The sequence below is a fragment of the Williamwhitmania taraxaci genome (genome assembly GCF_900096565.1).
Taxonomy (GTDB): domain Bacteria; phylum Bacteroidota; class Bacteroidia; order Bacteroidales; family Williamwhitmaniaceae; genus Williamwhitmania; species Williamwhitmania taraxaci.
Genome location: NZ_FMYP01000084.1, coordinates 1 through 13,749, shown reverse-complemented (window position 1 = coordinate 13,749; position 13,749 = coordinate 1). Strand labels below are relative to the sequence as shown.

The following is a 13,749-nucleotide window of genomic DNA, read 5'->3' as shown; positions in this document are numbered from 1 at the left end:
TTTTTTTTTTTTTGATGTTTGTATTGCCATTAATTGTAGCGCTACGGTAAAGGTGGGCGGATGCCGAAAAGCCCGGAATAGTTCCAATGAGTAGGAAGGAAATTGTTGAGTTATGGAAAAGATAAAAGATTTAAAATTTGAGGGTTTATCCTCTGAGGAAATGAGCCAGATTGCCGGTGGAGGATGTCGTGCTGAGGCTTATAAAATGGAAGGCTCTCTATTTAAGCATCCCAAGCATTTGTGTGCGTATAATAAGTTTAATGCGTTGGAACGATTGAGAAATTTAAAGTATGAGGAATAAATTCCGTAAAATAATTGTTCTGACGGCTCTTATTGTTGAATCCCTTTTCTGTTTTAGTCAATCTAAAAGCAACATTGATTCTGTTAAGGTTGTTTTTAGCAGGATTGAGGAACTACAAAGGCGGGATACGGTTAAATTGTGGGGGCCTCGGTTTTCATTGCCATTGGTTTTTGTGGATGAAAAAAACGGGCTGTTTTATGCTAATTTTCCGATACGTGGAGGTCAACATATTTCTCAGTACAACATATTTCAAGGTCATTTGGATAGTTTACCCGATTCATACAAAACTGACAGGCGGATATCTCAGGATGGGGTCTTTATATCTGTTGTCAATTACCTATATAGTGAGGATGTTGATTTTTATTTAATGGGACTAGTGCATGAGATGTTTCATGCTTTTCAAAAAACGGTTGGGTTTAATGTCAAGCAGGACCTTCCGACAGTTGATCTAGTTGAACGAGGGAGTGCCTTACAAAGGTTGGAGTGGATTATTCTGGAACGAACTCTTCTTACACAAAGCCAAGACAGCATTGTTATTTATGCTTGTATGTCGAGAACAGTCCGACAGGCTCGCGAAAAAGTGTCGGCAGTTGATTGTCAAAACGAGTTGTGCGAGGGTAGTGCTGAATATACCAGTTTAAAAATGTTGAGTAAAGAAGATCCGGATTTAATGCATCGGTTAGAATTGTTTACAAACTACTATCATAATGTTAGAAATTACACAAGATCGGGGGATTATTATTCTGGGCTGTTATATGCGTTGGTTCTGGACCGATTAGGTATTCATTGGCGCGATTCGTTTCCTAATCTGGAGCCTTTTTCTATTGTAATAAACCGTTATCTCGATGGAGTTAGATGCCCTTCATTTGATGTTGAGCAGGTCAAAAGGGAGTTTGGTTATGATGATTTGGAAAGGCAGGAACAGAAGAAGGTTGCAGATGATTCAATACATATTGTTTATAACCGATTTTCTGATTTGAGGAATAGAGGACAAATGCTGTGCTTGCCTGCTGATTCAATTAAAGTTCAGTTTAATAATGAAAATGTTTTGAATATTGATGGAGTAGGTGTTTTCTTTAGATCGGCAAGTATTATTTCCATGAATCTTGATGTTGATGTTTTTGATGGTGGTGTGCTAATAAGCAATAATGGAAAAACTATTGAATTGCCGTTGACTATAACCAATTCAGTTAATATAAGTGAGTCTAGTTGGATTAATCCTGGCTGGTCTGTGGTGATAAAAAGAGGAAGGCCTATCATACAGCATGATGAACATTGTGTTTTCGTTGAATTTGTAAATCCTTTTTAGTTGCGAATTTACAATTATTGCATTTGGGCTATTATTCACATTGGTTTATTTGTTTTTTCATTATCTTCGAACTCCAAATCAGCAAAAAACAGTAAATGTCCTTTCCCCACTATAACCAACCCGATGCCATGGACTGCGGCCCCACCTGCCTTCGGATGGTGGCACGGCACTATGGTAAGCGCTTTACCATTCAAACGCTGCGCGAGCGGAGTAATATCTCGCGGCTCGGCGTTAGCATGCTGGGCATTTCGCGGGCAGCGGAAACCATTGGCTTTCGCACGCTGGGGGTGAAGATTCCGTTCGAGAAGTTGGCCAACGAGGCCCCGCTACCAGCCATTGTGCACTGGAACCAAAGCCACTTTGTGGTGGTGTATAAGATTACCGGGCGGAAGGGATTCGAAACCATTCACGTGGCCGATCCGGCTGGTGGTCTGGTAACCTTTAGCCGTGTGGAGTTTATGCGCTGCTGGGCCTCCACGGGAAGCAACGAGGAGCCGCAGGGTACTGCGCTGCTGCTGGAGCCATGTGGTTAATCTGTCAAGGATTAACAGCTTTTTAATGCTTAATGACACCACGCTCGTAATGGATTGTGGCGAGGAGATTTTAATACCTCGATACCAACGCCATACGATCTTTAAAATAATGGAGCAGATGTGGTTTGCCCAGCAAGGCCAGATCGGCTAAGCATACGAACATCGTAGTCTTTATCCTTCTTGTTCGGAATACACCAGAAGTGTGCTCAACGCTTCGGGTGTTTTTCGTTTACATGTTTTTTTTCGGTTGGTGGGTTATCTTCTTTATAGCGTGATTTATGACTTAAGGTTGAATACTGATTAGAGACTGTGTCTAACTTGGGTTGTGCAGTTATTTGATAAATAAACAAAATGGCTGCTCGTTGAGATGCGATTTTGGTATAAGGATGTTTTCTTTGCTATATGTTGCTGATATTGCATCCCAGTTTGTCCTTTTTCTTTATCTTCGAACACCAAATCAGCAAAAAACAGTAGATGTCCTTTCCCCACTATAACCAACCCGATGCCATGGACTGCGGCCCCATTCGCCAGTTGGCGAACAGGCTCTGCCTTCGCATGGTGGCGTGCTGCTACGGTAAGCACCATAGTAATTGGCTGGTGTGATCTTAAAAATTATTCTCTGGTATGCAATAGCCGATATGTGCTACTTTGACGAACTCCTAAATAATGATGGTAGAGGCTTTTTGCTGTTTTTTATTTATTGCACTAAAGAGTTGCTTTACGATGCTTGAAAATATTGGCTAGTTGCGTTTGTTGCCTGTTTTGTGTGCCATAATATGCGAAAAATATACTACAAATACAATAGCATAAAAATTTGACAAACGTTTTTTTTTTTTTTGATATTTGTATTGCCATTAATTGTAGCGCTACGGTAAAGGTGGGCGTATGCCGAAAAGCCCGGAATTGTTCCAATGAGTAGGATATAAAAACAGTAATTATGGAAAAGTTAAATGCTTTAAAGTTTGACGCTTTGACAACAGCAGAGATGAACCAGATTGCCGGTGGTACATGGCGTGCAGATTTTTCGGAATCCTACCCACTTGGTGATGGAGGGGTAATGTCTTACACTATTTTTAGAAGATATATATTAGGATTCGCGACTGATCAATATCAAGAAGCACGTGATTTTTGTTAATAAAACAATCAAAACTAAGATGGAAAAGATTAATGATTTTCAGAGTCAGGGACTATCAGATATTGAAATGAATAATATTCAGGGTGGTTTATCTTGGTCTAAATGGGAACAAATTTCTAGCGATGGTGTGCCAGGCTTTACAATTGAGCAACGTTTCAATTGGTTTGGGCTACATGGCACTACAGAAACGCGTCAGGATTAATTGATTTAGGGCGTAGTGCTCCTACGCCCTAGTCTTAACTAGATATCATTCATGAATTTACTTATTGCCATCTGTTTATTTTTAGTTCCAATAATTCCTGTGGAGAGGGTAAGTGTCTCAGTCGTTGATGTAAATACTGGAGCATCAATTTCTTATGCCACGATAATTTCTCCTAGTTTTCAAGGTGTTGCCGATGAGGCTGGCCATATTCGTTTGCCCTTAAATAATGATACTATTACATTTCAGTGCGTTGGATATATCAGTTACAGAGCAACAATTAAGCAGATGTCGATGCAAAGCAATAGTGTTACGGTAATGCTGACTCCCAAGGTTTTTAAAATTGATGAGGTAAATGTAAAATCTAGAAGAGTAAAGAAGGTTTCAATGGGTTTTTATAAAAAAGACGTGTTTTCAACGTATCATAGTTCTGGTGGCACTCAACTTGCTGTATATATCCCATCAAAGCAACAATATACAGGACTGCCTGTTGGGTCTGTCAATTACTATATACGCAAATGGGGAAATCCAACTCGAAAGTTTCGGGTACATTTTTATGCTGCACAAAAAGGCAAAGATGGTGGGCCTGGAGAAGAGTTATTACCAATCGCTGTTTATGGGCAGGCAAAACAAGGTGATGAATGGGTAAACGTGAGGGTACGGCAATATGGAGTTAAGTTTCCTGCGGATGGTCTTTTTGCTGCCCTAGAGTTTTTACCTGACCCTGTCTATGACACCGAAAATCCCTATAAAAATCATGATCTTAACCTTGGTGGGAATAGAGAAAATCAAAATGAGGGATATACTTGGTGGTTTTACCTTAATAGAACACATTGGACGCAAGCATTGCCAACGCATCCTACGCAATACGTTGGTAATGCCATGATATATGTTGAACTTATAAAGGAGAAGTAATGGTCACTATTTTTACAACAGATGATGATGTTTCTTCAAATGTTGTTCATGATTGGTTACTCCATTGGGGTGTTCTGGTTAATCGCGTTAATAATTTCCCGGAAAATTTCTCCGAAGAGTTTTCTCTTTCGATTTCGCACAATGGTGTAAATTCTAATTTTAAGAATATTAATCGTGTATGGTTTCGTCGTTGGTCGTCTACCGGATTTGGTAGTAATATTCAAAATGCTTTGGAGAATGAAAGGTCTGCACTAAAGCGCATTTTTTCGAAACAATTACCCTTGAAATTTCTGATTAACAAACCTGCAGATCTGCCTATTTCAAAAACCTATACTTTAGAAGTTGCCGCGCAAATTGGTGTTGATATTCCTGCAACTTTAATCACAAACTCTAAAGCAAAACTTAAAGAGTTTATTGACAGCAAAAAGAGCGTCATTGTAAAGCCCTTGTATGAACCGCTATTTCTAAACAAGAGAAAATCAAGTTATGCCTCTTATACTAGAATACTCACGCGAGAAGAGGTTGTGAAGTATAGTGATTTTTTTATGCCAAGTCTTTTTCAAGAGTGTATTGAGAAACAGGTTGAGATTAGAGCATTTTACTTTAACCTCGAATTTTATAGCATGGCAATTTTTTCTCAGACAGACAGCAAAACTGCTATTGATTTTCGCCATTATAATACTGAAAAGCCGAACCGAAATGTGCCCTATAAATTACCGTTAAGTGTTGAGGTAAGTTTGAGAGAATTGATGTTAGAGTTGGATTTGGATTCCGGTTCAATTGATATTATTAAATCTGTTGATGGTCGCTACGTTTTTCTTGAGGTTAATCCTGTTGGACAATTTGGCATGGTTTCGCATCCTTGTAACTACTATTTAGAAAAGAGAATCGCAGAGTATTTAATTGAAAAATCAACAAGCAATGCCTAGGCTAAGATCGATTATTCCTTTTTGTTTCTTAAAGATGCAAAAAGTCGCATATGTTTTGTTTTCCAAGAAAGGATCGTGTAGTGTCTACAAAACTGAAAAGTATGAGGTTGGGTATTTTTATAAGAATATTTCAAATTTTTAAGTTTTGTTGTGGAGAAGAAATTAAAGTTTTTTGAGGAATGCCGGGTAGTAAAGGGATATAGCAGAAGTGCTATTTATGAGTTATTGCGTAATCGCTATAAGCTTATTCCTAATTCTTTAGCTGATTTGTTGCTTACTTGCGATGGTATGTCTGTGGTTCAGATTAAGAAGTATTATGAGAATAAATATGATGATACGATTGATGAATATATTGATTTTCTATTAGAAAATGAATTTGTCTTTTTTACTGATGATTTTGATTGCTTTCCTCCATTAAATCTGGAGTGGCATTCTAATTCAAAAATTTCAAATGCTGTTATTTGTGATAATAACTCTGAGCACAACTATGATTACTTGTTTGAGCGACTCGAAGAATATAATTGCAGGGCTATTCAATTTCGTTTCTTTCACAAATGTAGTAAGATTTATTTGTCTGATATTTTCGAAAAGTTAAAACACTCCAGACTTACCCTTATTGAAGTCATTCTCCCATTCAATAGTGACCTTGACGTTAGTGATTATAGGGATATTGTTTTAGGCAATATGCGTGTATCGTCATTTTACATACATTCTGCTCCGAAAGACGGTGTTGAATTTGTTGACAAAGAGAAATTGCTTCCGTTGTATTTTTCCAAAGATAAAATTGTTGATAATTCGTTTTGTGGTTTTATTCATCCTCGAAACTTTAGGGTATCAATGGGGATGTTTTGCGAGTCTCAGGGTAATAATTCCTGTTTAAATCGAAAGTTAAGCATTGACGAAAAAGGTAAAGTTAAGAATTGCCCATCAATGACGAACTCCTTTGGAGTTTTGAATGACAAAGAACTTGATAAGATTGTGGAGGATGATTTGTTTAAATATTGGTGGACTAAAAATAAATCTATAATACAGGTGTGTCGAGATTGTGAGTTTCGTTTTATGTGTCTCGATTGTAGAGCATATATTGTCGACGATAATGATGTGCTTTCAATGCCGCGCAAATGCGGATATAATCCGTATGTTGCCAAATGGGCAGGTCAGGATGGATTTGTAAGCGTTGAATCTTGGCTTCAAAAAAATGGTAGTTAAATTAATTTGCTTTTACTGTTATGAAATTTTGTTTGGCGTTTCTTATTTCCAGTTGCTTGCTTTTAAATACAGGTTATTCACAAGTAGATACTACCCAATTTCGCCTGCCGGAGAATTACGCTACGGCATCGGGCTACTATTTGCAGCAAAGCAGCCGAAATCCAAGTTCCGGCTACTACTCCTACCAAGCCGCCTGCTACCTTTCGCTTACGGGTGCCGTCGATAGCGCCTTTGCCTACATCAATAGGGCGGTGGATTTCGGTGTAAGGTCGGAGGATATTATCACCGATACCGATTTGAAGCCCTTGCGTGCCGATGCTCGGTGGAATGTGTTAATGGACGGGTTGAAGGAGCGCTACCTGAAGGCGAATCCTGGCATTACCCTTCCGGAACAGGGTGTTAGGCTTTGGCTTTTGGGGATCGAAGATCAGCGGTTTCGGACGTTGTCGAAGAATTTCAAGTTGCCGGGTGGCTCCCAAGGCATGATGGTTGATGGAGGTAGGCTCCTGAAGGAGGTTGAGGCAATTGTGCGGCAGTATGGTTGGCCTACCATTGCCATGGTGGGCGAGAAGGCCTCGGAGGCGGCGTTCTTAATTGTGCAGCACGCCAGCCCTTCCGATATTAAGCGCTATCTCCCGATGGTTGTTGCTTCCGCTCAAAAAGGGGAGATAAAGCGCAAGTGGGCCGCCATGATGATTGATAGGCATTTGTTGCGATCCTATGGCGTTCAACTTTACGGCACACAGTTTGGCAATAGCGGAAAGCGAAATAAATCCACCGGAATTGTTGAGTGGACACCGTTGAAGCCGGAACCAATTGTTGATGAGGAGAACCTTGCTGAAAGGCGAAAGAGTGTTGGTCTCGATCCCATTGAATCCGATGCAAAACGATTTCAAGTAACGTATATACCTCCATCGCAGCGCGAGGGGTATAAACCCATCAAGATGAAGCGGAAGTATTTGAAGAGTGGGTATTTGTTTTGATTATAGTGTTCATTCACATAATTGAGATTCAACTTCGGTACAAGGATGTTTTCTTTGCTATATGTTGCTGATATTGCATCCCAGGTTGTCCTTTTTCTTTATCTTCGAACACCAAATCAGCAAAAAACAGTAGATGTCCTTTCCCCACTATAACCAACCCGATGCCATGGACTGCGGCCCCATTCGCCAGCTGGCGAACAGGCTCTGCCTTCACATGGTGACGCGACAATATGGTAAGCCCTGTAACAAATGGCTGGTGTTATGATTATGACTGTTCTCGAATATGCAATAGCCCATATGTGCTACTTTGACGAATCATCGACAAATTACTGTAGAGGTGTTTTTGTGATTCTGTTTTATAAACACCAGTAAGTTGCTCTGCAATGCTTGAAAATATTGGTTAGTAAAGTTTTATGGCTGCATTTTGTGCTAATATGCGAAAAACATACTACAAATACAATAGCATAAAAATTTGATAAACGTTTTTTTTTGATGTTTGTATTGCCATTAATTGTAGCGCTACTTTAACGGTGGGCGGATGCCGAAAAGTTCGCAATAGTTCCAATGGGTAGGTAAATATATAATGCAATGAAAAAAGTTAAGTTAACAGGCAAACTTTATTTAAACAAAGAAACTATTGCAAACCTGAATGATGAACAGATGACCCACATTCATGGCGGTGAGGCGTTCGTAAGTATTTATTACTGTAAATCTAAGAGGCAAGCGTGCGATCCGGGTCCAGATACTCTGGATGTTTCACTTCAAGTCACTTGTAATTGCTGCACAGGTGGTCTTTGTAATACTTGTGACGGATACTAATCTTTAAATAAAGGGAATAGGTGCTGTAGATATTCAGTGCCTATTTTTCCTACTATTAATTTCTTCATGATATGAAAATACTGACTTGTATTACTTTTTTTATTCTTCAACGTTGTTTTGCTTATTCGCAGGATTCATCGTCTTTTTATGATTAATTGCTTATATTGCATGACCAACGCGCCAATATTGCAATTAAACGACAAATAAGAACCAATAGGACAACGCCACAGTAAAATATACCAACCAAGCCATGGCCATAAAAGAAATAGTAAAACTAATAATGCTTGACAGCTATTTGCACAAAGGGTCAACAGGAGAGAGTAAAGTATTAGCCAAACGTATTGGAGTATCCAGAAGTACCCTTTTTAATATGTTCGATGAACTTAAAGAACTTGGAGCAGAAATATCCTATGATGCAAAAGAGAAATCGTATTGCCACCAAAACAATTTTAGGATAAGCCTAAATATAGAAAAGGATGAGGGGCAGCATCTCAGTCTCCGAGACCTAGAAAAAATAATTGGAGCAACAAACTTATGGCAAGAATCCAATATTATGGACTGCACTCCCTCTATATTCGCATTGCAACTGGTAAGATGGCCATTAGCCAATTGCCCCGAATGCCAAAAAGGGTAAGAGTAGGCATACTAAAACAAACTTAATCCCATGAAAGCAAAAAAATCATTTAAGGATCTTGTAAATCAAATGGATGTTTTACAAAAAGATGAACAAGGTAAATTAACAGGAGGTTTTACTTCCTTAGCTACTGATTATATAGATCAGTATAAACAAGATGGTAATTCTGTCTCTGTAAGTGTAAGTGGAGACACTTGCTCCTGTCATTGCAGTTGTAGCGATACACTACAGCAATTTTAGTAATAACTACTAGAGGGAATAGTGTAAACGTTCCCTCTTTTATTTATTTCAACTGAGTTACACTAACGTTTCCCCATTAATTGTCTTGAACATTAGTGATAAGACAATAACTAATACAATCAAGTTGTTTAATGTCTATAATAATGCAAGCCATGTTGAAGAATAAGGATATAAAATTAAGCAAGTTCAATACTGCACTAACGTATCAAGACAAATACATTTTCCACAATTCATTTACCGAAAATTTTTTATTACTCGAACCCATATTAATGGATTTAATTAATTCAGCAGAGTTAGAGGAAAATGTAGTCGAAATTAAAGAGGTGCATCCCACTTTATATAATTCACTTTTAGATAATGGATTTATCGTACCAAAAGATGAAGATGAAATTCTAAAAGTGGAAAATCTAATAAACAAAATAGACAAAAGTGATGAACTGTTTAGCCTCATGATATTACCAACCATGGATTGCAACTTCAAATGTTGGTATTGTTATGAAACCCACATAAGTGGATCAATGATGGCTGAATCAACAGTTGAAAAGGTAAAGTTATTTATCACTAACACGTTTAATACGATGAATAATCTGAAACATTTTCATCTCTCCTTTTTTGGAGGAGAACCTTTGTTGCAATATAACAATGTTGTTCGGCCAATCGTTGAATGCACATATAATATTGCCAAAGAAAAAGGAATATCTCTCCATACCCACTTTACCTCAAATGGAGTATTGATCAACGATATAATACTATCCGATTTAATCAAGCACGAAGTAAACAGTTTCCAAATCACATTAGACGGGAACAAAGAATGCCATGATCAAATACGCTATGTATCAAAGGAAAAAGGATCATTCGACACAATTATAAGCAATGTTAAAAAGTTAGTTATAAACAATACAAAGGTTACATTAAGATTTAACTATACATCAGACAATATTGATGGTATAGTTGATATTATGCCCCACTTTGAAGACTTAACACTTGAGGAACGAAGTCGAATTACACTGGATATGCAACGAGTATGGCAAGAAAATAAAACAGAAGGATTGGGAGTAAAGGCAAATACTATTAAAGAAATGTTTTTAAAATTTGGATTTAATTTACCCCATGCAAGGTCATTAAACTCCTTAAGAAATTCTTGTTATGCAGATAGGGCAAATCAAGCCACAATAAATTACAATGGGGATATACACAAGTGCAATGCTCGAGATTTTAAGAAAGCAAACAAGGAGGGCATATTAGGCAACGATGGCACCATTGATTGGAATGAAAAATACTATAATCGCCTAAATGTGAAGTTAAAAAACAAGCCTTGCTTGGATTGTAGTATTCTACCTATGTGCGGTGGAGCATGCAGCCAATATGCACTTGAACGTAGCAATACTGATTTTTGTATTCGAGATTTTGATGAATCGAAAAAGAAAGCAATTGTGCTAGATATGTTTTTAAATGGAGAGTTTGTAATGACAGAAAAAACTGCCTCAAAATGCAGCAAATGTTAAACCAATAGAACCCCATCATTCTATCATGCTTTAAAGCATACACAAAATATGCAATAAGAGGAGTAGATCAATTGGAAAATAGACTCATCATCTAAAAGCATATCTGGTATATGAATCAATATCGATACGATCGAAAACATTGCCACGCCAACAGAGATAGCTATGAAACATACTTTTGTAACATTACTTACCTTGCTACTTATTGAAGCGAATCTATATCCGCAACCGAGTATAGATTCTATCTTCAACATTACAAAAAATCTATACAAAGCAGGGAAATACACCGATGCAGCAACCCAATTTGACAAATTATACTCATCGCATAGCATTAACCTTTCGGGGAGCAAGTTATACGACGGTGCTTGCATTTATGCATTAAATAGTGATTCAACAAAGGCATTGAATATATTGGAATACTTAGTTACAACGAAATTATACTCCAACTACAACCACATAACCACCGATTCGGATCTAAAAAGTTTGCATAGCAACCCTAAATGGGAAATTATTACCAATGGAGCGAAACTCAACCTGCAAACATTGCCCGAACGTATTAAGAAGAAGGTTGTGGAAGAGTTGCAAAAAGCGAAGAAGATACTCGATGAGGATAATGGCAAGTTATGGGGCGAACATATATGGAATGAACAAATATTAATACTGGCAAACGACAATACGGTTTATAGCATATATCCGTTCCCTGACAGTAAAACAAACGATTCAACAGTATTTTATGCCAAGGTTCCTGAAAACACTTTTGGCTTTTCAAATTCGGCACAGGAGTATAAGGGGAAAATATATGCTATTATAATGACAAACTATTTGGCAGATAATTCCTCGACAATCATTCACGAACTATTCCACATTCTACAAGGCAAGCATAAAAACCTGAACGGCAACCCTCTGGTATACTTAGATAATTACGATGCAAGGGAATGGCTAAGATTAGAGTATCAGGCACTGCGAAATTGCCTTAGCGCAATAGATAAAAAGCAACACAACGACGTTGTAATTGGCTATTGCAACGATGCCATAAGGTATAGAAAACTTCGACAAGCCAGATACAAAGAGTTTCGAGCAAAAGAAATAGAAATAGAAACGTCGGAAGGTCTTGCAAACTATACCGGCTATACTCTTTCATCATATCCTAATAAATATCAAATTGCAATTGATGAAGTAAATATGCGCGAAACCGCAAATACATACACAAGAGCATTTCCTTACGCCACCGGACTTGCCTACGGATTAATCTTTGACTTCCTAAGGATTGATTGGAAGAAGGGATTAGATACAACATACGATTTTTTAAATATTTATGAAAGCAAGTACTTAGGGCATAAAGTCGCCATGGGCAAAAGAGAGATTGCAGCAGCAAATAAAGAAAACAACTTTGCAAACATCCATAACCAAGAGTTAGAAAGAAAAATAACGGCCGAAAAAAACATTGCATTCTATAAAAAGCAATTCCTTAAACAGCCAACATTAACTGTTGTATTAAAAGATAATCTTTATGGCCGAACTTTCGACATGAATGGAACCGTTGTTTTAGATGGCATAGGCATAGTTTACACAAGTATTGTAGGTATTGATGGTTCTGGCAAAAACTTTGGCAACTTTAAAACCTATCCAGAAAAAGATACCAATCGATCTTCATGTATTTTAGCCTCATTCGACAGCAAAAAATTTTATTTCCCACAACCATTTAAGGTAAGCGGGAATAAAATCATTGGCGAAACCTACGAAATAGAGTTAAACAATGGTTGGACGGTTATGAAAAAAAACGACAAAGGCGATTTCGAAATAATTGAAATTAAACAATAACAGATACGGCTAAACAAATAAAGCAATTGGCTTTAGCAGATGATTATTAATCGTTCTTCAACTCCTTTAAAGTAATATTGATTCTGTTAAGATTGTTTTTAGCAGGATTGAGGAACTACAAAGGCGGGATACGGTTAAATTGTGGGGGCCTCGATTTTCATTGCCATTGGTTTTTGTGGATGAAAAAAACGGGCTGTTTTATGCGAATTTTCCGATACGTGGAGGTCAACTTATTTCACAGCACAACATATTTCAAGGTCATTTGGATAGTTTACCCGATTCATACAAAACTGACAGGCGGATATCTCAGGATGGGGGTTTTTGCATATGTTGTTGTCAATTACCTGTATAGTGAGGATGTTGATTTTTATTTAATGGGACTAGTGCATGAGATGTTTCATGCTTTTCAAAAAACGGTTGGGTTTAATTGCAAGCAGGACCTTCCGACAGTTGATCAAGTTGAACGTGGTAGTGCCTTACAACGGTTGGAATGGATTATACTGGAGCGAGCTCTTCTTACACAAAGCCAAGACAGCATTGTTATTTATGCTTGCATGTATAGAACAGTCCGACAGGCTCGCGAAAACGTGTCCGCAGTCAATTGTCAAAACGAGTTGTGCGAGGGTAGTGCTGAGTATACCAGTTTAAAAATGTTGAGTAAAGATGATTTGGATTTAATGCATCGGTTAGAATTGTTTACAAACCACCATCATAATGCTAGAAATTACACAAGATCGGGGGATTATTATTCTGGACTGTTATATGCGTTGGTTCTGGACCGATTAGGTATTCACTGGCGCGATTCGTTCCCTAATCTGGAGCCTTTTTCTATTGTAATAAATCGTTATCTCGATGGAGTTAGATGCCCTTCATTTGATGTTGAGGAGGTCAAGAAGGAGTTTGGTTATGATGATTTGGAAATGCAGGAACAGAAGAAGTTTGCAGCTGATTCAATACATATTGTTTATAACCGATTTTCTGATTTGAGGAGTAAAGGACAAATGCTGTGCTTGCCTACTGATTCAATTAAAGTTCAGTTTAATAATGAAAATGTTTTGAATATTGATGGAGTAGGTGTTTTCTTTAGATCGGCAAGTATTATTTCCAGGAATCTTGATGTTGATGTTTTTGATGGTGGTGTGCTAATAAGCAATAATGAAAAAACTATTGAATTGCCTTTGACTATAACCAATTCAGTTAATATAAGTGAGTCTAGTTGG

General features: G+C 37.8%; 16 protein-coding genes. All 16 read left to right on the top strand.

What is annotated here, in order from left to right; genetic code table 11:
- Positions 1-112: 112 nt before the first annotated feature.
- Positions 113-301, top strand: coding sequence for a hypothetical protein (locus BLS65_RS15575; protein ID WP_092440659.1), 189 nt, complete (start codon positions 113-115; stop codon positions 299-301).
- Positions 291-1,610 (top strand): hypothetical protein, encoded by a 1,320-nt coding sequence (locus BLS65_RS15570; protein ID WP_092440657.1) that lies wholly within the window; start codon positions 291-293, stop codon positions 1,608-1,610. Before BLS65_RS15575 ends, BLS65_RS15570 begins: the two co-directional genes overlap by 11 nt.
- 95 nt (positions 1,611-1,705) lie before the next feature.
- Positions 1,706-2,143 (top strand): cysteine peptidase family C39 domain-containing protein, encoded by a 438-nt coding sequence (locus BLS65_RS15565; RefSeq protein ID WP_092440655.1) that lies wholly within the window; start codon positions 1,706-1,708, stop codon positions 2,141-2,143.
- A gap of 25 nt (positions 2,144-2,168) precedes the next feature.
- The gene (locus tag BLS65_RS18935) at positions 2,169-2,294 is read left to right on the top strand and encodes a hypothetical protein (protein WP_262507994.1); all 126 of its coding nucleotides are present in this window, start codon (positions 2,169-2,171) and stop codon (positions 2,292-2,294) included.
- A gap of 786 nt (positions 2,295-3,080) precedes the next feature.
- A complete protein-coding gene (locus BLS65_RS15555) occupies positions 3,081-3,278 on the top strand; it encodes a ComC/BlpC family leader-containing pheromone/bacteriocin (protein ID WP_092440651.1) in 198 nt (65 codons plus the stop codon).
- A gap of 19 nt (positions 3,279-3,297) precedes the next feature.
- Entirely contained in the window at positions 3,298-3,480 is a 183-nt protein-coding gene (locus BLS65_RS15550) for a hypothetical protein (protein WP_092440649.1), read from the top strand.
- Between the two features lie 51 nt (positions 3,481-3,531).
- Positions 3,532-4,392, top strand: a complete 861-nt coding sequence (locus BLS65_RS15545; protein WP_125869909.1) for a peptidase associated/transthyretin-like domain-containing protein — start codon at positions 3,532-3,534, stop codon at positions 4,390-4,392.
- A complete protein-coding gene (gene gwsG / locus BLS65_RS15540; protein WP_092440646.1) occupies positions 4,392-5,321 on the top strand; it encodes a grasp-with-spasm system ATP-grasp peptide maturase in 930 nt (309 codons plus the stop codon). The genes BLS65_RS15545 and gwsG overlap by 1 nt, the downstream gene beginning before the upstream one ends.
- A gap of 150 nt (positions 5,322-5,471) precedes the next feature.
- Entirely contained in the window at positions 5,472-6,530 is a 1,059-nt protein-coding gene (gene gwsS, locus BLS65_RS15535; protein ID WP_092440644.1) for a grasp-with-spasm system SPASM domain peptide maturase, read from the top strand.
- Between the two features lie 20 nt (positions 6,531-6,550).
- Positions 6,551-7,513, top strand: a complete 963-nt coding sequence (locus BLS65_RS15530) for a DUF6624 domain-containing protein (RefSeq protein ID WP_092440642.1) — start codon at positions 6,551-6,553, stop codon at positions 7,511-7,513.
- 588 nt (positions 7,514-8,101) lie between these two features.
- Complete coding sequence (locus tag BLS65_RS18070) at positions 8,102-8,332, top strand: class I lanthipeptide (protein ID WP_125869908.1); 231 nt, start codon at positions 8,102-8,104, stop codon at positions 8,330-8,332.
- 250 nt (positions 8,333-8,582) lie between these two features.
- Positions 8,583-8,966, top strand: a complete 384-nt coding sequence (locus BLS65_RS15520) for a hypothetical protein (protein ID WP_092440637.1) — start codon at positions 8,583-8,585, stop codon at positions 8,964-8,966.
- Between the two features lie 30 nt (positions 8,967-8,996).
- Positions 8,997-9,206, top strand: coding sequence for a hypothetical protein (locus BLS65_RS18065; protein ID WP_125869907.1), 210 nt, complete (start codon positions 8,997-8,999; stop codon positions 9,204-9,206).
- 152 nt (positions 9,207-9,358) lie between these two features.
- Positions 9,359-10,711, top strand: coding sequence for a radical SAM/SPASM domain-containing protein (locus tag BLS65_RS15515; RefSeq protein WP_170830165.1), 1,353 nt, complete (start codon positions 9,359-9,361; stop codon positions 10,709-10,711).
- Positions 10,712-10,873: 162 nt separating this feature from the next.
- Positions 10,874-12,529: a hypothetical protein gene (locus tag BLS65_RS15510; protein WP_092440633.1), complete on the top strand. Its 1,656-nt coding sequence runs from the start codon at positions 10,874-10,876 to the stop codon at positions 12,527-12,529.
- A 200-nt stretch (positions 12,530-12,729) separates the two neighbouring features.
- Positions 12,730-13,749, top strand: a 1,020-nt coding sequence (locus tag BLS65_RS15505; RefSeq protein ID WP_139180974.1) for a hypothetical protein, incomplete at its 3' end; no start/stop codon positions are given.

What these genes read in the sequence shown, in the direction of transcription:
- BLS65_RS15575 (WP_092440659.1), top strand. Translation starts at nt 113, where the DNA reads ATGGAAAAGATAAAAGATTTAAAATTTGAGGGTTTATCCTCTGAGGAA.
- BLS65_RS15570 (WP_092440657.1), top strand. Translation starts at nt 291, where the DNA reads ATGAGGAATAAATTCCGTAAAATAATTGTTCTGACGGCTCTTATTGTT.
- BLS65_RS15565 (WP_092440655.1), top strand. Translation starts at nt 1,706, where the DNA reads ATGTCCTTTCCCCACTATAACCAACCCGATGCCATGGACTGCGGCCCC.
- BLS65_RS18935 (WP_262507994.1), top strand. Translation starts at nt 2,169, where the DNA reads ATGCTTAATGACACCACGCTCGTAATGGATTGTGGCGAGGAGATTTTA.
- BLS65_RS15555 (WP_092440651.1), top strand. Translation starts at nt 3,081, where the DNA reads ATGGAAAAGTTAAATGCTTTAAAGTTTGACGCTTTGACAACAGCAGAG.
- BLS65_RS15550 (WP_092440649.1), top strand. Translation starts at nt 3,298, where the DNA reads ATGGAAAAGATTAATGATTTTCAGAGTCAGGGACTATCAGATATTGAA.
- BLS65_RS15545 (WP_125869909.1), top strand. Translation starts at nt 3,532, where the DNA reads ATGAATTTACTTATTGCCATCTGTTTATTTTTAGTTCCAATAATTCCT.
- gwsG (WP_092440646.1), top strand. Translation starts at nt 4,392, where the DNA reads ATGGTCACTATTTTTACAACAGATGATGATGTTTCTTCAAATGTTGTT.
- BLS65_RS15530 (WP_092440642.1), top strand. Translation starts at nt 6,551, where the DNA reads ATGAAATTTTGTTTGGCGTTTCTTATTTCCAGTTGCTTGCTTTTAAAT.
- BLS65_RS18070 (WP_125869908.1), top strand. Translation starts at nt 8,102, where the DNA reads ATGAAAAAAGTTAAGTTAACAGGCAAACTTTATTTAAACAAAGAAACT.
- BLS65_RS15520 (WP_092440637.1), top strand. Translation starts at nt 8,583, where the DNA reads ATGGCCATAAAAGAAATAGTAAAACTAATAATGCTTGACAGCTATTTG.
- BLS65_RS18065 (WP_125869907.1), top strand. Translation starts at nt 8,997, where the DNA reads ATGAAAGCAAAAAAATCATTTAAGGATCTTGTAAATCAAATGGATGTT.
- BLS65_RS15515 (WP_170830165.1), top strand. Translation starts at nt 9,359, where the DNA reads ATGTTGAAGAATAAGGATATAAAATTAAGCAAGTTCAATACTGCACTA.
- BLS65_RS15510 (WP_092440633.1), top strand. Translation starts at nt 10,874, where the DNA reads ATGAAACATACTTTTGTAACATTACTTACCTTGCTACTTATTGAAGCG.